The 24874-nt window shown below is 67.0% G+C and carries 9 protein-coding genes; all 9 read right to left on the reverse strand.

Annotated elements, in window-relative coordinates; translation table 11 throughout:
- Positions 1-13: 13 nt before the first annotated feature.
- The 9 genes from O3297_RS24905 to O3297_RS24945 all read right to left on the reverse strand — a co-directional run bounded on the left by O3297_RS24905 (position 14) and on the right by O3297_RS24945 (position 24770).
- Positions 14-3118 carry a DEAD/DEAH box helicase gene (locus O3297_RS24905; protein ID WP_305050616.1) on the reverse strand — a complete coding sequence of 1035 codons (3105 nt, stop codon included), beginning with the start codon at positions 3116-3118 and terminating at the stop codon, positions 14-16.
- A gap of 208 nt (positions 3119-3326) precedes the next feature.
- Positions 3327-3815, reverse strand: a complete 489-nt coding sequence (locus O3297_RS24910; protein WP_070280193.1) for a YbjN domain-containing protein — start codon at positions 3813-3815, stop codon at positions 3327-3329.
- A 29-nt stretch (positions 3816-3844) separates the two neighbouring features.
- Positions 3845-4528 (reverse strand): hypothetical protein, encoded by a 684-nt coding sequence (locus O3297_RS24915; protein ID WP_151091783.1) that lies wholly within the window; start codon positions 4526-4528, stop codon positions 3845-3847.
- 6 nt (positions 4529-4534) lie between these two features.
- The gene (locus tag O3297_RS24920; protein ID WP_099390109.1) at positions 4535-6274 is read right to left on the reverse strand and encodes a putative porin; all 1740 of its coding nucleotides are present in this window, start codon (positions 6272-6274) and stop codon (positions 4535-4537) included.
- 36 nt (positions 6275-6310) lie between these two features.
- Positions 6311-7027, reverse strand: coding sequence for an energy transducer TonB (locus O3297_RS24925; RefSeq protein ID WP_225317135.1), 717 nt, complete (start codon positions 7025-7027; stop codon positions 6311-6313).
- A 10-nt stretch (positions 7028-7037) separates the two neighbouring features.
- Entirely contained in the window at positions 7038-7448 is a 411-nt protein-coding gene (locus tag O3297_RS24930; RefSeq protein ID WP_034753784.1) for a biopolymer transporter ExbD, read from the reverse strand.
- 13 nt (positions 7449-7461) lie between these two features.
- Entirely contained in the window at positions 7462-9243 is a 1782-nt protein-coding gene (locus tag O3297_RS24935; protein WP_099395792.1) for a DUF2341 domain-containing protein, read from the reverse strand.
- 56 nt (positions 9244-9299) lie between these two features.
- Positions 9300-10937 carry a ShlB/FhaC/HecB family hemolysin secretion/activation protein gene (locus O3297_RS24940; protein ID WP_305050618.1) on the reverse strand — a complete coding sequence of 546 codons (1638 nt, stop codon included), beginning with the start codon at positions 10935-10937 and terminating at the stop codon, positions 9300-9302.
- A 147-nt stretch (positions 10938-11084) separates the two neighbouring features.
- Positions 11085-24770, reverse strand: a complete 13686-nt coding sequence (locus O3297_RS24945) for a filamentous haemagglutinin family protein (protein ID WP_305050619.1) — start codon at positions 24768-24770, stop codon at positions 11085-11087.
- Positions 24771-24874 lie beyond the last annotated feature (104 nt).

Consider the following 24874-nt stretch of genomic DNA (forward strand, 5'->3'; position numbering starts at 1 on the left):
GCGTGCGGCAGCGTTAATCTTCCAGCGGGGCGAAAATCTGCTGCAAGTCTTCCTGCGTGAGGGCCATCTTCTGCGATTCGCCTTCGGCCAGGATCGACTGCGCCAGCTCCGATTTCTTTTGCTGCAGCAGCTGGATTTTTTCTTCCAGCGTGCCCTTCGCGATCAGCTTGTAGACGAACACGGGCTTGTCCTGGCCGATGCGCCAGGCGCGGTCCGTGGCCTGGTTTTCCGCCGCGGGATTCCACCACGGATCGTAGTGGATGACCGTGTCGGCCGCCGTCAGGTTCAGGCCGACGCCGCCCGCTTTCAGGCTGATCAGGAAGATCGGCACGGCGCCCTGCTGGAAAGCCGCCACTTGCGCGCCCCGGTCCTTCGTTTCGCCTGTCAGCAAGGCGTAGGGAATGTCGCGCGATTCCAGTTCTTCCTCGATCAATTCCAGCATGCTGGTAAATTGCGAGAACACAAGGATCTTGCGCCCTTCGTCGAGCAAGTCTTCCACCATCTGCATCAGGTCGAGCAGCTTGGCCGAGCCGGCCGACTGCTTCTTCGCCGGCAAGGATTTCACCAGGCGGGGATCGCAGCAGACCTGGCGCAGTTTCAGCAGCGCTTCGAGGATGACGATCTGGCTGCGCGCCACGCCCTTCTTGTCGATTTCTTCGCGCACTTTTTGATCCATCGCCAGACGCACGGTTTCATACAGGTCGCGCTGCGGGCCCGTCAATTCCACCTTGCGCACCATTTCCGTCTTCGGCGGGAGCTCTTTGGCCACATTGTCCTTCGTGCGGCGCAGTAGGAAAGGCTTGATGCGGCGGTTCAGGAGCATGCGGCGCAGCGGGTCGTCCTGGCGCTCGATCGGATGGCGGAATTGCGTATTGAAGGTCTTCTCGTCGCCCAGCAAGCCCGGCAGCAGGAAGTGGAATTGCGACCACAGCTCGCCCAGGTGATTTTCCAGCGGCGTGCCGGACAGGCACAGGCGGTGGCGCGCGCGCAACAGGCCCGCGCTTTGCGCCGCCTTGCTGCGCGTATTCTTGATGTAGTGCGATTCGTCGAGGATGACCAGGTGGAAATCGTGCTCGCGCAGGGTTTCCTCGTCGCGCGGCAACAGGGCGTAGGTGGTCAGCACCAGGTCGCATTGGTCGATCTGGTCAAATTGCTGCGCACGGTCCTTGCCTTGCAGCAGCAGCACTTTCAGGCTGGGCGCAAATTTTGCCGCCTCGTCCTGCCAGTTGCCCATCAGACTCGTCGGTGCAATCACCAGGGCCGGATGCGTCAAACGGCCCGCTTCCTTTTCCACCAGGATATGCGCCAGGGTCTGCACAGTTTTACCTAAGCCCATGTCATCGGCCAGAATCCCCGCCAGGTCATGGTCGCGCAGGAATTGCATCCACGCCAGGCCGTCGGCCTGGTAGTCGCGCAGGGTCGCCTGCAAGCCGGCTGGGGCCGCCACTTTTTGCACGGAACCGAACTGGCTCAGTTTGCGGCCCATGGCGCGCAGCTGCTCGCCGCCCGTCCATTGCATGTCCAGGCCGCGCGCCAGCTCTTCCAGACGCGCCGCATCCAGGGTCGACATGCGCACGGCATGCTTGATCTTGTCGCTGAAATACAGTTCGCCCAGCGTGTTCAGGATGGGGCGCACTCTGCCCCACGGCAAGGCCACGCGCGTACCGTCCGGCAAGGTCGCCAGCATCTGGTCATCGTCCGCATGCGCTTCGATGACTTTCGGGTTGAAATCGTTGGGCGCGTTGCGGATCAGCTGCACCAGCACGGGCAGCAGCGGCACGCGCTCGTGGTTGACGACGATGCCCAGTTCCAGCTCGAACCAGGCGTTGCCGCTGTCCGGGTCCTGGTCGTCGATCTCCGCATACCAGTCGCCCACGTCGCTCACGTCGTAGCGGTACTTGGCCGTCTTTTCCACGATCCAGCCCTGTTTGCGCAAGGCGTCGATGCCGGACTCGGCAAAACGCAGCCATTCCGCCTGGGAAGGCAGTTGCAAGGCACCCTTCAAGCCGCTCAAGGGGGCGGAGCCCGGCTTCTTGAACTGCAGCTCGGCCAACGTCGCCAGCGCGCGCGCTTCATCGACCGTATTTCTCTGGATAATTTCCGTCACGTCGCCCACTTGCCGCACCACGCGCTGCGACGGGTCGAACGCGACGCGCTCGCCATCGTAGTCGTAGGACAGCACGGCGAAGTCGCTCCAGCGCTGCGCGCTGCCATCGGCCAGCATGGCGCTGTCGAGCAGCAAGACCGGCTGCGCCGGCACGTCCTTGCGCAAGCGCTGCGGCAACGGCTGCGGCAGCGGCATCAAATGCTGCAAGCCCTGCGCCAGCAGCAATTGCGACACGCGCACCTTGTCGTTCGCGTTCAGGGGCGGCGCCTGCGCCACCAGCGCCTGCAAGTCGGCCAGGGAAATGTCGGAGCCGCCCTGGTTCAATTCCAGCACGCCGCACGACAGGTTGTCGATGTACCACGGCGGATCGGTGGGCAGCATGTAGTCGATCTGGTCGGCGCCATGGTGCTTCGCGCCTTCCGGCGGGTCCACTTGCCAGCCCAGGCGCATGGTCTTGCCTTCGTCGCGCCAGAACAGGCGCGCGGGACGCACGGGACCTTCCTTCAGCGGATACACGAGACCATTGCCGACGTCGGCCCAGGAATTGGCCCACAACAATTTATCCTGCTCGGCCAGCATTTTCAGCAGGGCTGCGCCCACCTTGCCCTTCGGCTCCGTGGCACTGCCCGTCTGCGAATTCTGCCCGCTGCGCATGGCCACGAAGAAACGCACGAGGTCTTCGTCGGCTGGCGTCAGGAACGTGGGCGGCGCCGACAGCAGAGAAAAGATTTCGCTGATGGGAGAAGCCGCCGCCACGTCGCCATTCGGCCGCAGCCGCGCCTTGTACAGGCACAGGGCCACGTGGCGGCCACCGCTGGTGGGCGCCAGCACGTAGATCAGCCGGTGCTGGTTGAGTTTGGGATCAGGCTCGGCAATGGTCAGCACGGCCTTCGGATGGGCGGCAGCCTCCACCCGCTGCAGCCAGGTGGCGACGGCATACGGCAAAGGCGCTCCCGGCGCACTGGCCGGGGCAACTGGGGTTTCACTGGTTTCGTCGCGGGTAAAATCCATGGGGCGCATTTTTGTGTAAAGGTCGTATCCAAATCGGCAACAGGCAATATTATCCGCCATACAGCCGTTGCTGGCTTGATTCACACACGCTCTTTGAGCAGTTTTAATGCGCGATGCCTAAAAAATAAGTATTTAATACGACACTTGGGACCCGCCGGCAGCAAAAAAGGCCCGTCACGGGCCTTTTTTGCCGCCGTTGGCCCGCTTGTCAGGCCGGCACAGTTTCTTCTTCTGCCACGTTGACGGCTTCGACGAGCGGTGCGGTGCTCGTATCGGCCGGCGTAAAGTTGCGCAAAAACAAGAAGAACTGGCCCATCATCTGCGTCCACAGTTGCAGATTGATATTCAGGTACTCGCGGCTGACGCCACCGGCGACCAGCACATCCATTTCCAGCACGACGAAATCGCCATGCTGGGCCACGCGGGCAAAACGCTTGCTGCGGTGCCATTCGGCCAGCAAGCCGGCCGGCAAGTCGCCGCCCTGCACGCGCAGCGGGCAGCTCAGGGTCAGGTCCGCATACTGGCCAGGCGATGCTTCATTGCCCCACAGCACCTGAAAGCCGATGCCATGGCTGGCGCTGTGCAGGCGCACGACACCGTCGTGTTCGATGCTGGTGACGGCGCAGCCGGCCGCCTTGATGGCCTCGGCCGTTTGTTCCGCATTCAGGGTGGTCAGCAAGCTATTCGTGTTTTCCATCGTCATTCCATTCATTTCAAAAAGTAAAATTACTGGGGAGCCGGCGCGGGCGCGGCCGGTGTTTCTGTTTGACGCGCGTCAAAGCGCCCCTGGTACAGCTGATCACCGTACTGCTGGGCAATCTGTTCGAGTTTCACTCTGCTTTGCGCGGCGAACGGCTGGCGCGCCTTCATGACGTCCAGCACGTCGAGTCCTTCATACGCTTGCAGGATTTCCTGACCGGCCGCATACAGCTGGGCATTCTTGCTTTCGCAGCGTGCCAGGGCGCCCCGCTGGGCCGCCACTTCGCCGTCGAGACGCGCACGCTCCGCTTCGATCTGCTTGCCCGTGGCGGCCAGTTGTTCGCTGGCCTGGCGGTACTGCGCCAGGCTGGCGCTTGCCTCTTGCGCGGCGGCGGCGCTGCGCTGTTGCTGCTCGCCCAGTTTTTCCCGTTGCGCGCGCTCCTGCGCCAGTTGCGACTGGCTGCGCGCCAGTTCCTTTTTCAAACCATCGCTGGCAGGCGCGGCGACGGGCGCCGCCTTGGCGGCAGGCACGCCCTTGGCTTTGAGCAATTCCAGCTCGCCGCGCGTCTGCTGCAATTGCGCCGTGACATTGCGCAACTCGGCCCGCAAGCGCTCTTCCATGCTCTGCCCCTTCTGCGCCTGGGCCGTGCTGGCGGCCAGCAAACTCAGCAGCAGTAAAGGCAGGCGCATTTTGTTGGATATCAACATCATGGCTCCTTAAAAACGCGCGTTCAATTCGATTTGCAGGGTGTCGATCGACAGCGCCGAACCGAACACTTCGCGGCTCGACGTCCAGCGGCCGTTCAGCCAGGTATTCTTGTCGAGCGCATACGCGCCGCCCAGGTAGTAGCCGCGCGCATTCGTGCCGCCCAGGTGGAAGGTGGAATCGTTGTAGGCGTCAGGCAAGGCATCCGGTTCGATGCGCTTGTAGCCGAGCAAAACGTTCCAGTCGCCGCGCGCCGCCGGGCTGGCCTTGCCCAGCGTCGCCTGCAGCATGTAGGCATTGCCGCCGCTCCGGAAATCGGCTTGCGAGACGCCGCCCGTGCCGCCGAAGTTGTTCATGATGCCGCCCTTGGCGCGCGCCCACATGGCGTTCTTGTCGTAAGCCATGTTGCGCACATAATCGCCTTCGATGCGCAAGTCCGTGCCGCCGGCAACCTTGCTATCCCAGCGCGCATTCAGGTTGGCCAGGCGGAATTTCGAGGCCAGGCCCACGAATTGCGGCTGCGGCGTATTCGCCGGGTCCAGCGGGTTCAAAGCGATATTGCGCAGCAGCATCAAGCTATTGCCTTTTTGCATGCTCGATGGACGCGACCAGTCCGTGCTGCAGCCATCGGCGCCCGCGTACAGGGCGCACGGCTGCGAATACTCGCCGCTGATGTTGCGGAAGTTGTAGTAAGCCAGCGCGCCGCGCAACTGATGGTCGCTATTGATCTTCCACGAAGCGCCCACTTGCGCGCCCAGCAGCCACTTGTTTTCGCTGGACATTTTTGCCTGGCTGCGGCTAGGCGCATTGTCGGACGAATACTCGAGCGGAATCAGGCCCAGGGTACCGAACACGGTGACGTCCTTGCTATCGCCGAGGGGTTGCTGCACCTTGGCGGCGATGCCGTCGAAATTGAGTTCGCTGGAAAACAGTTCGTCGCCGGAGACGAACGGGTTATCAAAACGGCCCGCCGTCAGTTTCAGCCAGGAAGCGGGCTGGTAGGACAGCCAGGCCTGGTCCAGCCAGATGTTTTTCTTGCCCAGGCCGCCACCGAGGGTTTGCGTGGTGGACACGGGGCTGTCGTCATTGCCGCTGGCCAGGCGGATGCCCGCTTGCGTGCTGTCGGAAATGTCGGCCAGGATGCCCAGGCGGGCGCGGGCGCGCAGCAAGTGCTTGCGGTCTTCGCGCGTGTTCAGCAGCGCCGGCAGGGCCAGGTTGGTATTCGAATTGACGTCGTAGCCGCTGCCGCTGTTGAGCGAGCGCCAGTCGATCTCGATATTGCTGTTGGCCATGTCGTAATAGCGCGATTCGTAGCGCGCACGCACATCGCCTTCCAGGCGGATGCGCTTGGTCCAGGCCGGCGTTTCATTCGGCGCCGCCCAGCCGCCCGCCTTCGCTTCGGCCAGCACTTGGCCCTTGATCTCGTCGCGGATCTGCTCGCGCACGGTTTGCGAAATATACGGCACGCGCACGTCGCCCGCCTGTACCTGCGCCAGGGCCGCCGGTGCGGCGGCAGGGCGGGCTTGCGCCGCGGCCAGCGCTTCGCTCTGCGCCTGCGCCAGCAGCGCTTCGCCGGCATCCTTGTTCAGGGCGCCGCTCTGGATCAGGCCGCGGATCAGTTTGACCATGGTGCTGTCGGCCGGTGCCGCGGACTGGGCTTGTGCTGCGCCCGCCGCCACGCTCAGGGCCAGGGCAGCCAGCGCCAGCGGAAGGCGGCGCATGCGCTGTGAGGGAGAAAATAAGGAATTCATCGCTTCTTTCGGTAAATGAGGAATTAGTTCATGCGCTTACGGGCGCCGGCCTTTAATAGATACGCGGGCCGGGAAACGCAGGGATGCCGGTGGCCGCTCATCGGCGCGGAAGTCGCGCACCATGGCCAGCACTTGCTCATCCGTCTGCGCATTGCCCGTGCCTTGCACCAGCTGCACCTTCGTCGTCTTGCCTTCCGTATCGAGCCACAGGTCGACGCGGATATCGGCAAACGCCAACTGGCGCGTGCGCGGGTCGCGGGCAAAGGCCAGCTGCAGCGCGTTGGCCACATAGCGACCATACGATCCCGCGCCGAGGCCGCCGCCACCGCCGCCGCCCGTCATGCCGCCACCGCGCCCGGCCTGGATGCCGAAGGCGTCGCTGCCAGCCTGCGCCGCGCCGTCGATGGTGACAGGGTCGCCCTTGTCCGGCGACGGGCTTTCCGGCGCGTCATCCATGGGCTTGTCGGCCGGCGTCGGTTCCGGCTCCGATACTTCCGGCACCACCTTGTCCGGCGTCGGTTCCGGCAGTTTTTCCGGTTCCGGCGGCGGCGGTGGCGGGGGCGGCAGCATCAGCATCGGCGGCGCCGCCACTTCGCGCTTGGTGGCCGCCGTGTCCGACAGCAAATACCAGACCAGCGCAGCCAGCGCGCCAGCCAGCAGCACGCCACCGGCCACGCCGCCCCAGCGGCGCCACCACTGCGCCGCGCCCGACGATTCCGAGGCGGCCATCTTCATCATGTCGTCACGCTTCACCTTGCGCTCCTCATGCCGGCTTGCCGGTCACCAGGCCCACCTGGTTCAGGTCGATGCGGCGCAACAAGTCCAGCACTTCGACCACTTTCGCGTATTGCACGGCGGCATCGCCGCGCACGATCACGGGGAAGTCGGGCGTCAGGGCCTTTTCCGTGCGCAGGCGCTCTTCCAGCTCGGGCAAGGTGACGGGATAGGCGTCGAGGAAGACCTGGCCCGCGTTGTCGATGGTGATGGCCTTGGTCTTCGGTTTTTCCAGCGCCATGGCCGAACTGGCCTTGGGCAGGTCGACCTTGATGCCGGGAATGCTGGCGTTGCTGGTCAAGATGAAGATCACCAGCACCACCAGCAGCACGTCGACGAAGGGCGTGATATTGATGCCGCCGCTACGCTTGCGGGGGGTAAACTTGGCGGAGGTGGCCATGGTTATGCGCCCCTCACGCCTGTTGCAGCACGGGACGCATCTGGCGTCCGTCGCCCTGCTCTTCAGCCAGGCGCGTGGCGAACTCATCGACGAAAACGGCCATGTCGGCAACGATGGCGTCCGAACGCGAGGACAGCCAGTTGTAGCCGAACAGGGCGGGAATCGCCACGCCCAGGCCTGCAGCCGTACACAGCAGCGCTGCCGCCATGCCCGGCGCCACCGAGTTGATGTCCACGGCGCCGGCCATGGCCGCCACGACGAACACCAGCATGATGCCGATCACGGTGCCGAACAGGCCGACATATGGCGCGCCTTCGATGGTGGTCGAGAGCCAGATCATGCGTTTCGACATGCGTTCGCTTTCGCGCACCATCACGCCATCCATGGCGGCGCGGATGGCGCCGATGGTCGCGTTCGAGACGGCGTTCAAGTCGTAGCCGCGGTCATGGCGGCGGCGCATTTCGTCGATGGCCACGTCATACAGGCGCCACAGCGAGGAATCCGTCTTCACGGAAGCGCTCAGCTTGCCGTTGCGCGCCAGGTGGTCGAGCGGCGCGCCGGCCGCTTCGTGGAACGACTGCATGAATTGCGCATTGGCGCGCGAGATGGCGCCATAGCTGCGGCCCTTGCCGATCATGATGATCCACGACAAGACCATCATCAGGCCCAGCACGCCGACGACGATCCATGCGTCGAGCGGCATGGCGGCGATGATGAAGCCGAAATGGCTTTTGCCCGCTTGCTGTTCGTCGGCGCCAAACACGGCCAGGCGCGATTCGGAACCTTGCGAGACGGCGTCAGCCAGCAGCAGGGCATCGGGACGGGCCGTGCGCGACAGGCGCAGCTCGTCGATGGCGCCCGTGAAGTTGTTCAGGGTGGAGGTACCGGAGGCGACCGGCGGCGCATCGGCGCCCACCGAGGCGGCCGTCGTGAAGGCTGGCAGCGCGGTGGCCAGCGACACGGCCGGACGGCCGCCCACGTACAGGGCCACGTTGGTTTTATCGGCTTTCACGGCCAGGTGCGACCATTGCGCGGCCTGGATCGGTTGGCCCGGCTTGCTGCGCTGGCCATTCACCTGCACGAAAGGCACGCCCTGGTCTACGCCGATCAGCAATTCATTGGCGCCGTCGCGGCGGGCATACAGCACTTGCTGCGGGCCCAGGTTGTCGGGACGCACCCAGGCGGAAAAGGTGAATGGCGCGCCGGCGGCCAGCGCCAGCGAAGGCGAGGCAGGCAGCATCAGCGGTGCCGTACCCAGGCGGGCGCCGGCGCCGATGACGGAACCGTCCAGCGCCGGCACGGCCGTCTGGGCATGGTTGCCGTAGGCGGTGCTGTCGCGCGAAGGCACGCCAGGCTCGGTGAAGTGGTACACCAGGCTGTAGTCAGGGTCGAAGGTGCGCTGGCCATTGCCGGAAGCGGGCGCCTTCGGATTGCCGTAGTACATCCACAGCTGCTGCGGCGTGCCCGCCGTCAGGGCCGGCACGTCGACCCAGATCAGGGCGATGCCCAGCAGCGGGTTGAACTGTTCGATCTGGTGGTTCAGCACCGTCTTGTCGTCGCCCGCCACGAAGCGCAGATCGGCGCCGTTGTCGCTGACGCCTTCGAAGTTGAAGTTACCGGAATGCAAGCGCAGCAGCACGGGAATGCGGCCGGGATCGCCGCCCACGGCGCCCGCCTTCGGGCCGGCGTCGACGGTAACGGGTTTGCGGTAAGCCCAGTCGGGCTGCCACCAGGCATGCGCCAGGCCGGGAACGAGCGTGCCCAGGATCGTGAGCAGAAAAAGAAAACGTTGCATGACAGTGATTCTCCGAAGAAAAGTCTAAAAAAGTGCAGTGCTGGTGAGCTGGCCCGTCAGTAGCTGGCCGACAGGTTGAAATTGATGCGGCGCACGTGTTTGTGCGTGCGCGGGCCATCGCGCAGCGGGTAAGCGAAATCGATGCGGCCATTCAGGTAGCGGAGGAACTGGAAGCTGCTGCCCACGCCCACGGAGGCCAGGCCGAACAGGTCTTTCTGCTCGATCATCGGATCGCGCAGGCGCAAGCGCGCGCCATCGGCAAAGGCAAACAGGCGCCAGTTTTCCAGGCGGCTGAAATATGTCAGCTGGGGCGTGCGCCATTCGACGGTGCCGGAAATGCCGTAGTCGCCCGTCGCTTCGGCCGACAGGTAGCCGCGCACGGAATTGGCGCCGCCGGCGGCCATCTGCTCGCCCGACACGAGCGCCGCGTCGGCCAGCTGGCCCGACATGCGCCCGTGCAGCTGCGCGCCGCTGCCCAGGGTGTAGGTGGCGTTGGCGTCGCCCTTGAGCACGAGGAAGCTGGGCGAAGCCTTGTAGCGCTTGTTGTCGTAAGCGGCGCTGTTGCTGCCATAGCCGAACGCGGCGCGCGTGCCGGCCACCAGCGACAGGCCCAGGCCGTAGGTCGCCGCATCCGTCTGCGCAAAGCCGTTATACGACACGCTCAGGGGCACGTACTTGAGCGGAATATTGCTGCCCGTGCCATTGAGTTTCAAGGCTTCCTGGTTATCCTTGAAATCGATGCCGGCAAAAAAGCTGTGCCACCAGATGCCGCTGTTGGGCACCGTGTAGTTGACTTTCATGCCCAGCGCATGGCCCTTGCCCAGCACGCTGGTGCCACCCGTGCTGGCCACATTGCTGTTCGACTGGTAGCCGGTCGCTTCCACGCTCCAGCCTTGCGTGCCGATCGGCGCCACGTACGAGGCGGACCACACCTTGGTCTGGTTCAGGTCGCCCGGCGTACCGAAAAAGCTGATGGTGGCGCTATGCCCGAGCTGCCACAGGTTGTCGTGGCCGACCGACATGCTGCTGCGCAGCTTCTTGGTATCGGCGCTGTAGTCGTTGTTCAAGCCGATGCTGGCGCGCCACGGGCTGCTGTCGTCCACTTTCAAGTCCACGTCCATGGTGCCGGGCAGACTGCCCTGCTTGACCAGCGGCATCACCTGGCGCTTGGGACCGCGGTTCAGGGCCGTCAGTTCCACTTGCGCCTGGGTAAAGTCCGGCACCTTACCTTCCGTCAAGGCCGGCACTTGCTGGCGCACGTCGAGCGGCGAGTTGTATTGCGCACCGACCACCCGCAAGCGCCCCACCTTCGTTTCGCTCACCTGCAGCACCACCACGCCCTGCTCCACCTGCTGCTCCGGCAAGTCCACGTAGACGGACTGGTAGCCGCGCGCTTGATAGGCAGCAACGAGGGCGTCGCGCGCCCCTTCCACGTCCTTCAGGGTGCGGCCCGGCCCCAGAAAGGGCGTCACCGCCTCTTCGATGGCACGCGCATCGAGCACGGTATTGCCGCGCACCAGATATTCCTCGATCGTCACTTGCCGTTCCGGTGCGGCCACAGGAGCGGCCGCCGGGACCGCGTCCTGCGCGCGCGCCATGCCGGGCAGCGCCAGCATGGCCAGGCACAGCATCGTCAAGGCGGTCGCAGGCGCCGCTGGCGGCACGTCCCTGCCCTTGGTTGTCATTTCACGCATCTTCCATTCACCTTAAAATCAAACGGTTGCCCTGTGTTGCGGCGCTGGGCCGGCGTATTTTTTTCTGCTAATGCTGATCTACTGATGCCTAGACAGCCGCCGCGCGCGGCGACTGCCGAATGTCATCAAATGTTCATAAAACTCCGCTCAAGGCTGCAAACCGCGCCGCTCGCTCGGCGTGAGCGCCTGCAGCTGCGGTGCCGTCAACGGCCCCGCTCCCAGCACCTGCACCACGCCGGCCGGCTGGTAGGTCGATGCCTGCGGCTCTCCCCCCTTGAGCTTGCCAACACCGGCTTCATCCGCCTGTTCATTGCCAAACCCCAGCACCTTCACTGTGAACAGCGACGGCTGCGCCTGGCGCGTGGCGGCCCGTTCGCGCTGCAACACCTCCTGCGCCGCCGTCACGGCTTGCGAGGCGGCCGCGCTGGCATTGCTGAGCGCGCCCACGTTCACGGCGGCGATGGCCGGCATGCCCGTCGACTTGCCCTGCACCTGGATGTTTTCCGCGTTGACCACCTGCAAGGCCGCCAGGTTGACGTTGCCCGAGACGCGGATACCCGCCTCGCCCGCGTCGATGGTGCCCAGCGGGGCGATCAGGTCGATGTCGCCAGGCGGCACCTCCGGGATCGGGTTCAGGGTGGCGATGCCGGCGCCCGTGTTCGGCGTGGTCGGTGACAAGGTCACCATGCCGATGTCGTCGTAGACCCGGCGCTGCGGCGTGAACACCACGGTGGACTTGGAGCCGCGGCCGGCATTGATGTCGCCCTGCGCCGACCAGGCCAGGATATTGCCGCCGAAGGTGGTGAAGATGCGGCTCTGGCCCAGCAGGATGCTGTCGCGGGCATAGATCTGGATTTCGCCGGCGCCCTGCGTCAGCACGCCCGAGCCTTCGCCCGGCACGAAGCCGCCATCGACGCCCACCAGGGTGCGCCCGCCCGGCGTCAGAATGTCGATGTTGCCGCCAAAGTCAGTGTGAATGCCGGCATCGACCAGGTCAAACACCGGGGCGTGGGTATCGCCCCCCAGCACATATTGCTGGCGCGTCAGGTAATTGACGCCCTTGCGCGGCCGCCTGGTGCTGCCGCCTGAGGCGCCGTCCAGATAGTAGGTGGCGCCACTGAACATGGTCAGGTCGCCCGCATAGGTCACGGGCTTGCCCTGCGCATCCTTGGTCGGGAACAGCGTGGCGATGGCTTCGCGTCCGCGCAGGTAACTGCCTTCGCGCACGCCGCCGGCAGCCGTGTACTCGCGCCCGCCTGCCTTGAGTTCGGCGAAGTACACGTTGCGCAGGAAGACACGCTGCTGCTCGGCCGGCAAGGCCGCGAAAAACTTGCGCGCGTCCATGCTGCCGGCATCGAAGGTCAGCCCGGCGCCATTGCGCTGTCCGGCGCCGTAGCGGGTTTCCAGCCAGTTGACCAGGTGCAGTTGGCTCGACAGGCCATATTCGCGCTGCAGGTCGCGCCTGCTGCCGCCGGTGCTGGCCTGGAGAGTCTTGTCGAGCTCGCTTTGACGCGCTGCCAGGAAGGCGGGCGCGCCCGCCGCGTCGCCGCTGTAGCCGAATTCCGCGCGCAACCAGTCTGCCAGGCCCAGGCGGCCGCCATACACGGCCACCGCCTTGCCCGGCTGATCGGCCAGCGACTTGTCTGGATCGATCAGGTTGGCAGCGTCGAGATAGCGCGCGGCAAAGGCGTCGTAGTTGGGGCCATGCGCCCCGACCCCGGCCGCCACCGCGATGCCGGCGCCGCTGCTGCGGTCGCCGGATGTGCGATTCGCCACCGCGCCGATACTCTTCAGCTCGGCCTTGTCGGCCATGTCGATATCGCGCCCGGCCGTCACTTCCAGCGTGCCCGGACCGCCCACGTAGAATGTGCCGTAGCGAATGTCGCGGCCGGCACGCACCACCGACACCTCGTCTGGATTGTTGTGCAGTATCAGATTGCCGCGCGCCGAACCAACAAAGTTTTCCGTCGGCCGCAGCGGCAGCGACGGGTTGGCGTACGCTATCTCCGAAGTCCAGCCCAGCAGTCCCTGTGGCGTCGCTTCGACCAGCCCCAGCGCCGTGCCGGAGTTGACGATATCGCGTCCGGCCCGGATATCGACCGGACCGGCGCCCTCGTACCAGGTGCTGTGGCTGGCTGCATTGCCGCCGCCGCGCGTGATGATGGAACCGGTGCGCAGGCCGATGATGTCGCCCGCCAGCGCGTAATAGCGCGCCGGCAACTGATCCTGCACCGCATAGCCCGAGGCGGTGGGCGGCGTCAGCGTGAACAGCGGATAACGCTGCGGTGAAGCGCCCGCTTCGCGCGACGCGAACAGCACGCTGGGCGCCTGTGCCTCCTGGTTGACGTTATGCGTGTACGTGTCGCCATACGCGGTCAGGCCGCTCACTCCCGCGAAACCGGGATTGAACGGGCTCGGCAGCGCAGTCGGATCGGCGCCCGACGCCGTCACCGAATAGGCACCCGCGTAGATCGAATCGGCGGCCAGCAATTCCAGCTGCCCCGGCGTGCGGCGGGTGAAATGCGCATCGACCGGCGATGGTGCCAGCAGCAGGCCGGTGGCCGGCCGCGCCGGCGCATTGGTGCTGGTGTCCATATCCCTCGCCCCTTGGGCGGAGTTGCCGACATACAGGCTGCCGCTGGCGGCCACGGCGCGCAATTGCGACGGCATCACGAAACGCCCGCCGCTGGAAGCCTGGTTGCCGCTGGCGCGGTCGTCGCTCCAGGCCGTGGACGGCGTCAGGTTGCCGCCCGCGCTGAACAGGTCGATAGCGGTCGACGGCGTCCACAGCGAGAACCAGCTGTAGCCCTCCCCGTCTTGCGCCACGCCCTTCGCGGTGAACGGTGTGCCGTTGTTGAGCTGGGTGACGCGGCCGGCGTCGCCCACGCCGCCCAGCACCAGGTCGCCGCGCGCATCGATGCGCACGCCGGAGTCGCCCGGCACCACCACCGGCCCGCCGCCCGCGATGGACGAGGTGGCGGTGTAGACCTGATAGGCGCGCGACTCCTGGCTGTCGCCCATATCGAAGCGCAGCTCGATGCCGCCCACCGATCCCGCCTCCATGCGCAAGGCGCCGCGCAGGTTGACGAAGGTGCTATTGAGGTCGCCACGCGTGCCGGAAAAACGGGTATCCGGCGTGATCTCGCCTATCGTGTCGGCAAACGAGCGCACTTCGGCCACCGGATTGAGGCCGCCGCCAATGCGCACGTCAAGGTCGCCACCGCCGGTCAGCGTGAGCGCGGAACCGTCGGCCGATACCCGGCCGGTGCTGGCCACCGCCAGGTTCAAGCCCTGGCTGCGCATGACGAATTTGCCGCCTTGGTCGGTACGCGGCGACAGCATGCCGGCGGCCTTGCCTGCCTCGAATACGAGGTTGCCGCCGCCCAGGGTGCCGATGCCGGTAAAGCCGGTCATCACGGGCTGGGTCTCGTACAGGTAGTTCGTGCCGACACCGCCGGCCACATAACTGCCAAAGTTGATCCACCAGGCGGTGGGCACGCCCTCGCCCTGGGCAACCGCGCTGCCGGTGCCCTGGCGCCACAGCCAGGTGCCGATGGCGCTGCTGTCCTGCTGCGGACGCAAATAGCCCACGTCGTCGGGGCGACGCTCCGTGCTGTAGCCGCCACCCACGAGGTCGCCGGTGACGTCGCCCTGGGCGCGCACCAGCACGTTGCCGCCATGCTCGGGATACCAGGCCTGGTACAGGCTTTGCGCGCCACCGTCCACATAAGGCTTGAAGGCATCGCCATCGGCGCCGAGGATGGACCCCTTGCGATCCGCCGCGCGCGGCAGCCGGTAAGCCGCCGCCACGTTGGCCGCCTGGGTACCGGCCGTATACACGCCATACGGCGAACTCTGGTTGAAGTTGCCGCCGGCCAGGAGATCGAGGTCGCCCGTACCGGTACGCAGCACGCTGAACAGCTGTTGCCGCGCAGGCTTGGGCACCATCGGGAAGCTGGCACCTTCGGGCAGCCACGTCACCAGGTCGCCCACGCCCCACTGGTTGTACGCCAGCAGCTCCTCCACGCTGGAAAAGTCGGCGAGATTGATCAGCGTGCCGGCGGGATTGCCAACATACAGTTCCGAGTCGCCCATCCAGTAGAAATTGCCCGCCACGCCCTCGATCGGCGGCGCCGCCACGCTCGGCAGGCTGAGCCCCAGGACCGCACCGTAGTGGTGGTCGGTCAGCAGCAGACTGCGGTTGTCACCCATGGAGCGCAGCGCGCGGCTATCGGCCGCCTGCATGTCGGCACCGGCCACCAGGCGCATCGACCACGACTGCGAACCGCTGGCCAGCATCGGCGCCAGCGCCCAGTTGCGGCCCTGGTTGCCGTCGGCATCGCCCGGACGCAGGGCCACCGAGTCGGCGCCGCCAGGCAGCCGCACCCAGGTTTCGCTCGGCACCAGCGCGCCCTTGCGCAGCTGCAGTTCGCCGGCCAGCACCACGCCATTGGCGGGCGTATCGGGGAAGCCGTCGCCGTCGTAGTCGGGGCTCGGCGTGTCCCTGACGGCGCCCACAGGGAATGGCAGCGGCACGCCGCCGGGCCAGGTCATGGCCGCCACGGACATCCCCACGGGCAGGCGGGTGCCGGCATCGAGCCGCGTGCCGCTGCCCAGCGTGACGGCCTTCGCCAGCACGGTGCCGGCCGCATACACGATATCGCCGGCGGCATTGCGCACGGCGCCGCCCAGCACCGTACCGGCCGGCAATTCCACCTCGGCCGTCAGGGTGGCTTGCGACGGCAGCGCCGTGCCGGCCCGCAAGCTCATGGCTTTCATCGGCAGGTCGTAGTTCAAGGTGCGGCCGGGCTGGAAGAAGGTATCGTCGGCCAGCGTGACCAGCTGGCCATGCGGCACGATGACGTCGGCGCCGAACGGCACCCGGCCCTTGGCCAGCATCCAGCCCTTGTCGTCCGGCGTGACCGGCAAGGCCTTGCCATCGAAGCCGTCATTGATGCTGCCGAAGACGTTCAGGTTGCCGCCGGCGCGCAGCACCAACGCACCCGCTTCGCCGGAGCCGGCCACGCCGGTCTTCTGCGTGTGCGGATTGATGCTGGCGTAGCGGTGGCCCGACAGGTCGATGTCGCCATCGACGTGCAGGTCGCCGTCCGGCGTGGCGCTGAGGATGGCCACGCCCGGACGCAGGTGGAAGGCATCCTTGTAGTTGCGCAAGCCGGACAGGCGGCCATTCATCAGCCCGTCGTTGGCCAGGGCGCCCGTCATGAAAGCCACGCTATCGTCGTGCTTGCGGTCCAGGTAGGCCTGGTCGATGACCTGGTAAGGGCGGCCGTCGGCCGTCGTTTCCGTGCCCGGACGGGCATCCGAATACGACCAGAAACCGTTGACCGTGATGGCGCGGGCGCCGTCGATGGCCAGCGGACCGGCCGCATCGATGGCGACGTCGTTGCCGGTGGCGCCACCGAGGCGCCGGGCGCTCAGCTCCAGCGTGCCCAGCGAAGCGATGCGGTCGGCCTTGCCGGCAGTGCCGGCGCGCAAGTCCATGCGCCCGCCCGTATCGAGCACCAGCCGGCCGCTGCCGGCATCGATGTCGATCACGGCGCGGTTGGGCGCCTCGATCACCTGGCCGTAGCTGTCGACCCGCAGCACGCTGCCATGGGCGTCGAGCAGCGCGCCGCCGGCCACGCTGACGCCGTCGCGCGCTGCCAGGCGGATGCTGCCCACCTGCTCGCCGCTGGCGTCGACTGTGCCGTTGACGGCCAGACGGCCGCCATCCACCGATACCGTGATTTCACGCGCCTTCAATTCATTCTCCAGCACCAGGTCGCCCTGCTTGAGCTGGAAGCTGCGGCTGCCGAACACGCCGCCCTTGGTCAGGCGCTGGTTCAGTCCCTTGAAATCCTCGATATGCTGGCCGCGCACGTCGAGGCCGCCCGCCGCGAACGGCACGTCGGTGCCGCCCGCGTCGTAGTGGCCGCTGCTGCCGCCGGTGATGCTGCCCAGCAGCGCCACGCTGCCCGCCTGCGCATCGAGCGCGCTGGCGGTGAGCTTGCCGGCGCGGTTGGAAACGGCCGAGAAATCGATGCTGGAAGCGGCCGCCTGGCGCACGTCGCCGTGGCGGCTGTCGAGCACCACGTCACCGCCCCAGCTGTACTTGGCCACACCATTGAAATCGATCTTGCGGCCCGCCAGGTCCAGCCTGGCACCGTCACCCAGCACGACGTCTTGCTCGGCGGACACGCTGAGCTTGCCGCTTGGCAGCAGCACAGCCGTGTCGAGCGTCACGCTGCGCCCGTCCAGTGCCACTTCGGCGCCCAGTGCGCCGGCCAGGGCGGCCGCGCCCGGGGCCGTTGCGGCCGCTCCCGATGGCTTGGCGACATGGATGTCGCCGCCCGCCTTGATCTTGTTGACGGAGCCGGCGGCGCCGGTGAGCAGCGCTGTATTCAGCGCCAGGTTGCCGCCGCTGCGCAGATAGCCCTTGCTGGCCGTATCCCAGCCGCTTTGCGACTGGTACACCGACAACGATCCCGTATGATTGGCGGTGATGCGCTCGCTGGCGTTGATGGCCACATCGGCAAAGCCGAGGATCAAACGGTCCATGCTGTGGATGGTGTCGGGCCGGCTGTTCGGGCCATAGCCGAACTCGACCTGGCGGGCGTCGACCTGCAAGCGCCCGCTGCCGCTGCCGGCGCCGCCGGCGGCGACCAGGCCGGGCGCGGTCGTGGCGCCGTTCCACACCAGCACATCGGTCTTGATGCGCGCCACGGCGTCGCTGCCACCCGCGCCGTAGATCGCCGGGGTGCTAATCACCAGCCGCTCCAGCGACGATTTTCCCGTGCTCGCGTTGATGGTCGACAATTCGACGTTGTCGTAGAAATTGATGGCGTCGCGCGCCGTCAGCGCCAGGCTTTCCAGCGCCGGCGCACCCACGCCGGCGTCGCCGCGCAGCAGGCGGTCGAGGATGCCCTGGTTCAGGGTCAGTCCGGCCGGCAATGCGTCGCGCGCGGCCATGGCGTCCAGCGACGCTGCGCTGCCCACATTGATGCCGCCCACGGCCAGCACCAGGTTGCGGGTGCCATAGGTGGTGGCGTCGCGCAGGTTGAAGCTCTGGTCGGTGGCGGCGACAATGCTGCCTTCCGAATACAGCGGCGTGCTGCCGCTGCACACGGCGCCCGCCGCGCAGGCGCCGATGTCGATGCGGCCCGGTCCGGATCGCGGATCGGTACTCACGCCGGGCGCCAGCATGTCCAGCCGGCCATTCGACACGGCCAGCACGCTGGACTTGCCCGGCGCATACACGTAGCCGTTGCCCGAATCCCAGGCGGCGGCGCCACGGCCCAGGGTATTGATGCCGCCACCCTGCTCGATGACGATGCCGCCTGCCTTGCTATTGGTCACCAGGAACACTTCGCCAGCCTTGAGCACGGCGCCGTCGCGCACCACGATGTTATCGACGCCGCCCTGGAACTGGGCGATATTGGCTTGCTGGTTGCCGTTGCTGCTGCTGTAGTTGACGGTAGGCAAACCGCCGATGCCCAGGCGCGGGGCGCCGATGGCGTTCAGGGCGTCGACCCGCACCGCCATGCCCTTGAAGTCGACGGTGGGCGCACCGGCGCCGCCGATGATTTCGTAGTTCTTGCCAGCACCGCCCAGCAGCAGCGCGCTGCCGCCGAAACCGTCCTTGCCTGGCGTGTAGTTGGTCGTGCCGACAAAACGCAGCGCATCGTCGGTGCTGGCCTTGGACTGCACCAGTTCGATGTGCAGCGCCTTGGCGTCGCGTTCGAGCAGCGGCCGCGGCACGCCGTCGCGCACCGCCTGCGCCAGCGCGAATGCGCCGTAGCTCGTTTCATTGTATTGCGAATAGCTGCGCAGCACGTCGGCCGGCGTCAGCACCGCCTGCGATGGCAGCACCGTGCGCCGGTCGGTATTGCTGGTGCCCAGCTGCACGGCGGTAGCAAACGAGCCGTTGCGCATGGCCGTGGCCGACCCGACAGGCAAGCCGCCGGCGGCCAGGCCGTTCAGCTCCACCCGGAACGCGCCGGGCAGCAGCGCAAAGCTCGACGGCAGCAAGGTATAGGTGCCGGCGGCCAGGCCGGGCACGCCGGCGCCGATGGTGATCTGGCGTCCCAGCGCCGGATCGCCGGCGCCATTCTCGGCCACGATGGGCGCATAGCCCGCCTGTGCGCCCGGAACGATGGCGTAGACAGGATTGGTGGCCAGGCCCGGCAGCACGAAGCCGCCTTTGCCGGACGTCTGCACCAGCGGGTTGAGGCGGGCGTCGGTCGAGCCGCCGCGTCCGGCAAGGAAGGCCGCGCCGGTCAGGGTGCCACCGCCTGACAGGTCGAGCACGGCGCCAGCGCGCACATCGACGTGCTCGCCGGTGAGCACGACGGCCGGGTCATTACCCACGCCCTTGTATGCGACGTCGACGCCGTCCATCATATAGCTCAGGCCATCGAGCGAGCCGCCGTATGGCATCACCAGACCGCTGGCGCTGACCGACGTCACGCTGCCAGGCAGCAGATTGGTGTGGCCCGTCACTGCGCCATTCGTATTCTGGCCCAGCGTGATTTTGCCCAGCGGCGCGCGCACCACGCCCCCCTGGTTCACCGTGCCGGCACTCAGCTCCAGCGAGCCGAACACCGAGTAGGGCAAGGCCGGCAACGGCGCGCCAGGGTCGCCGCTGCGCTCGATGGTCAGCTTGCGGGCCGGGTCGAACTCGGTCGCCAATTGCCCGAATTCGTTGATCACGTTGCGTTTGCCCACCTCCACCTTGCCGGTGGCGCCGCTCACCGGATAGATTTGCGCGCCCGCCAGGGTCAGATTGCCGGGCGTGTACAGCGCGGCCGCCGTGCGCATGCGGATATCGCCGCTTGAGCGCAGCGCCAGCTCGCCGAAGGCATCGCGCTTGACTTCCAGGTCGGCGGCGGCGTTTTGCACGATCACACCGTTGCTGCCGACATTGACGGCATTGGCGAGGTCGATCAGCGCGGCATGCAGCGTCAGGCTGGCGTGGTCGTCCACGTTGGGCACGCCCAGTTTGCCGCTGCCGATGCCGCCGTTGCCGGAGCCGCGCACCGGGTTCGGCATCAGGTGGTCGTCGCTCTGGCTGCGGCTGGTGCCGGCCAGACGGATGTAGGGCGCCGCCAGCTTGACTTGCGCGGTGGTGGCGGCGTCGGCATGCTCGGCCAGGGCCAATGCGCTGGCGGTCAGGCGCAGGCTCTGGCCCAGCGACAGGTCGAGGTTGCCGTCAAAACTGATCAAGCCATTCGACAGCAGGGCCAGATGGTCGAAGCCGCCGGCGGCCACGCGGTCCGCACCCAGCCGGGCCACGCCGTAGCGCAGCGCCGGATCGCTGTCGCCCACCTGCAAGTCGGCGGCCAGGCCACTGTCGCCCTGCAGGCGCGACAGCACCAGCTCGCGCGGCACGCGCACCGCGTCTTCCACGCCCAGGCCCTTCAAGTCGAGCTTGCCGACGATGCCGTAGTTCGGGGCTTCCAGGTTGAGCGCCAGCGTGCCGCCGGCCGCGCCGGCGCCACCGGCTGCCGCATGCAGGCTGCCGTCGAGCAACAAGCCGCGGTAGGAACTGAGCGCGATGCTGCCGCCGTCACCGGCCACCTGCACGCTGCCCTGGCCGGGCAGATCGAGCCGGGCGGCGGCGCCGGACGCTTCCAGGCGTGCGCCGGGGCGCACGATGACAAAGGCGTCGGCCGCCTCGACCTGGGTGGCGTCGAGATTGTGCTTTGCACCGATCTCGATGGTGCCGCCGGCGCCCACATGGCCATACACGCCGCCCTGGGCGTCGGTGGCGGTGGCCGCGCGTCCGGCCACGTCGAGTACCGCGCGCTCGCCGATCCAGATCGACTGGGCATTGGCACTGCCGTCTGGACGGTTGATCTCGCTACCGGTGACGAGCGTGCCCGGCAACACGGAAATACGGCCGCCTGCCGCGCTCAGCGTGCCTTCCACGGTGATCTGGCCGTTGCCGGTCAGGCTGATGTTCTTGCCGTCATCCACGCGCAGCGTGGCGCCCTGGTCCACCACCAGCGGCGCCTTGGCGTTGCGGGTGCCGGCCGACAGCGCGATATCGGCGCCGGCCCGTTGCTTGAGCACGCCTTTCACGGCATTTTCCTGCCACAGCGGCGCCAGCCACGGTTGCAGGACGGCGGCTGGATCGACGCCGGTAGGCAATTGGCCCGCCAGCGCCAAATCGGCCCGCAGCAAGGGCATGCTGACGTCGATGGTGGCGTCCTGCGCCACTTGCACGCCCTGCTGGCCATTGATGTTGTAGTGCGCAAAGCCGCGCTGGAACAGGTCATTGTCCAGCACCAGCAGCGGCTTGACCGCCAGGTCCTTCGGCGCACGGTTACCAGCAAGCAAGCGATCACCCGCCTGCAAGGTCACATCAAACGTGAACGCCGTACCGGCGGCCACCCTGGCGTTGAAAGCGGGCACCGGCATGCCGTTCGGGAAGGCGTCGGCCGGCACCAGGTAGCCGGAACCGAGCTTGCCGCGCACGCCCGTGAGCGTGACGCCGGCCGGCACGGTCATGCCGCTGGTGTAGACGATGCCATTGCTGCCGGTGACGAAGATGAATTCATAGCTGATCGAGGCGGGCGGCACCACCCAGGCGGCCGGCAGGGTGTAGGGGCGCGCCGCGCTAAAGTCCGGCAAGTCCAGCAGCGGCTGGCCGGGATGGACCTTCGTGCTGATATAGCTGAAGTCGGTATCGAGCACGGTGCCGGCCTTGATGGTGAAGGCTGCTGCCAAGGTCAGGTGCACGGGGACGGACTGGCCTGCAGGCAACACACCATTGCCGGCCAGCGCGCCGCCGCCCAGCACCACGCCGGTGCCGCTGTCGATGGTCAGCGTGCCACCGCCGTTGACGCCGTAGCCGCGCAGTTCGCCATCGAGCACCAGCGCCTCCGACTTGACGCCGTTGAGATCGTTCTGATTCGCGCGCAAGCTGATGTCGCCGCCGCGCCCGCCCTTCAGCTTGCCGTCGGCCAGCACGGCCGCGCCCGAGGACGTGTCGATCGCGCTGCCGGCCGCCAGGTTGACGGTACCGCTGCTGACCATCGCCACCGCGCCGCCGTTGACATACGGCAGGCCGGACGTGTTGCCCGGATCCAGCTTGAGCTGGCTCCACAGGCCGCGCGTGTCGAGCGTCACGCCGGCCGTCACATCGATGCCCACCTTTGCTCCGGCCGCTGGCGTGGCGACCGTTGTATTGACCCAGTTGCTGGTGCCATTGGACAGCTTGCTGACGATGTCGCCCAGCGCAATGCTGCCGCCGCGCGCCGTCAGGCCGGCATTGACCTTGACCTGGGGCGCATGCAGCGCGATTTCGCCGCCAGGCGTGACTTGCACCGCGGCGTCGACCTCAATGGCGCTGCCGGCGTAGGCCTTGATGCCGCCCAGGTGTTGCGCGTTGAGCCAGCCGGCGTCCAGGTAGGTCTTGCCGACCAGGTTTTCGGGCAGCGCGTCTTCGCGCAGGAGATCGCCGGCGCTGGCGCCGCCGGTGCCGATATGGATGGCCTGCAGCAGCGCCGCGGGATTGTCGCGCAGCTGCGCGCTGGCGGCGTCGTACACGGGCGCCATCTGGCCCAGCACCAGCTGGCCGTTGCGGGCGGCGGCCAGTTGCGACTGACGATAACTGTCGAGGCTGGCATCGCGCGCGTCCTGCTGGCGCTCGCCCTGGAATACGCCCGATTCGATCGCGCCTTCCAGCACGGCCGATGTGGTTCCCACCACCACGCGGCCCGCATCGCGGCCCACGGTATAGCCGTTTTCCAGCCGTTGCTGGGCGCCGATCAGGGGATTGGCGAAATTTTCCGTCGTTTCCGCGCCCCAGCGCTGGTGGTGCGCGGCGTAGCCTTGGTAGACGCCCGTATACAACACGTCGCCGGGCGCGGTCGACAGCCTGTACAGCTGGCCATCCTTGCCGCTGAGCCAGCTCTGGCGAATCATGCCCGTCTGGACGTCAAAAGTGCCGCCGGACACGTTGAGCAGAGAGCCCGCCTGGGTCACCAGTTCACCACCCTGGAAAGCCACCGTGCCGCCCTGCGCCGCCCATTCGCCGATGCCATGGCCGCTGGTGTTCAGATAACCGCTCACTTCGAGCAAGCCGCCGCCCGTGTACCAGCGGTCGGTCGGATAGCCATTCGTGCCTGCCGCCACCCGCACCAGGTCGCGCCGGTCGACCCACAGGTCGGTGCTGTTGAGGGCCTTGCTGTCGCGGTTGCCGGGCGCGTCGCGCTGCTCGTTGCCCTGTGCATTGATCAGCACGTTGTTCGAAGCCATCGCCACGTTGACGCCCACGGCGCCGGAGACGTCGATGCTGGCGCCGCGCGCCACTTGCGTGCGGCGCGTGGCCAGCGCATTGACCTGGCCGCCGGTGGCCAGCGTCAGCGAACCGGTATCGAAGGCGATATCACCGCCGGAGGCAATCTGGATCAGCGACAGGTCGCGGCGGTTGTAGGCGCCGTCGCTGGGCAGCGCCGAATCCTTGATGAGCGCGTCGCGCTGCACGTCCAGCGCGGTGGCGCCGCTGTCGTCGAGCAGCACCGTGGTGAGGCTGTCCGGCGCCAGGGTGACGAGGCCCTCGCTGCCGTCGGCCTTCAGGTGCACGGTGCCGCGTGTCGTCACGCTGGTACTGCTGAGCAGCACGCCGGCCTGCTTCACGTCGCGGCCCGTCAGGGTGACGTCGCCGGTAAGCGCCTGCACCAGGCCGCTATTCGTCACCTTGCCGGCGCCGCTTTGCGCGTTGAACTTGACGTCGACCTCGTTGCCACGCGTGCTCGAAGTCTGGTTGGCATCCGTCCCCAGCCCCTTGCGGATGACGAAGCTGTCGCCGGCGGCCAGCGTGACCTGGCCGTTCGGCGCGGACAGGCTGCCGCCGTTATGCACTTCGCGCCCGGCCAGCAGCACATAGCCACCGCCTTCCGTCACCGTCTGCGGCTTGCGCGTGCTGATCTGCGCGCCGGCCTGCACCACCACGTCGACCGTGGCGTTGGCGTGCGTGGCCACGCTGCCGTTGAGCACCAGATCGTTGGCCAGCGTGGGCTTGAAGCCCGAGCCCAGCGTTTCGCTGTAGATGCCCTTGCGAAATTGGCTGTCGCTCATGCCCACGGCGGCGGCCACCAGGCTGCGCGTGTCGACCTGGCTGCTGCCCGTAAACACGATGCCATTGCGGTTGACCAGCATTACCGTGCCATCAGCCTTGATCTGGCCGCGGATCTGGCTGGGACGGGCCAGCGGATCGTTGACGCGGTTGAGTACGGACCAGTTCGCCAACTGGTCAAATTGCAGAGTGGTATTCTGGCCGATATTGAACGTTTCCCAGTTCAGGATCGCCTTGTCGGCCGTCTGCTTGACGGTCACCACGGTCTTGCCGTCGGCCTGCGCCTGCACGGGACCATTCGCGTTGAACCAGCCCGCCGTCAGGCTGTTGCTGTCGACCTTCAAGCCGCCTTCGGCCAAGCCTTCCGGCACCTTCGAGCCGGCGGCAATGGCCGCCTGGCGCGCCGCCTGCTGGGCCGCCTGCTGCACGGCGATGGCGCGTGCGGCCAGTTGCAGATTGTTCAGCGAACTTTGCAGCTGGGCATTGGCTTTTTGCTGCTGCGCCTGCTTATTGTCCGTCCCGATGATGGCCTGGCCATTCGGCAAGCGTCCCGTGGCGGCGGCCGTGCCCTGCTGCGCACCCTTGCCGGCAAACCAGGCGCCGCTGAATGGCTGCTGCGCCTGCGCGCCGCCCGCCTGCAGCAGCACGGCGATGGCCAGCGCCAGCGGTTTCAATCGCACCGGGCGACCAATCCGGTTGCCCGCCATGGCGGAGGAGGATGCGTGTTTCGTGACCGACTTGCTTCGCTGCATGGCGACATTCCCTTTTCATGTTCCGTTGCTGACCGATATCGCGAGGCGGCGCGCGGCACGCACGGGGCGGGCGGCAGGCACTGATTCGCGGCTTCCAGCAGCAT

The sequence above is a fragment of the Janthinobacterium sp. SUN128 genome, assembly GCF_030587275.1.
Classification (GTDB): domain Bacteria; phylum Pseudomonadota; class Gammaproteobacteria; order Burkholderiales; family Burkholderiaceae_D; genus Janthinobacterium; species Janthinobacterium lividum.

Coding starts and splice junctions, on each gene's coding strand:
- O3297_RS24905 (WP_305050616.1), bottom strand. CDS start 3,118: ATGGATTTTACCCGCGACGAAACCAGTGAAACCCCAGTTGCCCCGGCC.
- O3297_RS24945 (WP_305050619.1), bottom strand. CDS start 24,770: ATGCAGCGAAGCAAGTCGGTCACGAAACACGCATCCTCCTCCGCCATG.
- O3297_RS24920 (WP_099390109.1), bottom strand. CDS start 6,274: ATGAATTCCTTATTTTCTCCCTCACAGCGCATGCGCCGCCTTCCGCTG.
- O3297_RS24935 (WP_099395792.1), bottom strand. CDS start 9,243: ATGCAACGTTTTCTTTTTCTGCTCACGATCCTGGGCACGCTCGTTCCC.
- O3297_RS24915 (WP_151091783.1), bottom strand. CDS start 4,528: ATGATGTTGATATCCAACAAAATGCGCCTGCCTTTACTGCTGCTGAGT.
- O3297_RS24940 (WP_305050618.1), bottom strand. CDS start 10,937: ATGCGTGAAATGACAACCAAGGGCAGGGACGTGCCGCCAGCGGCGCCT.
- O3297_RS24910 (WP_070280193.1), bottom strand. CDS start 3,815: ATGGAAAACACGAATAGCTTGCTGACCACCCTGAATGCGGAACAAACG.
- O3297_RS24930 (WP_034753784.1), bottom strand. CDS start 7,448: ATGGCCACCTCCGCCAAGTTTACCCCCCGCAAGCGTAGCGGCGGCATC.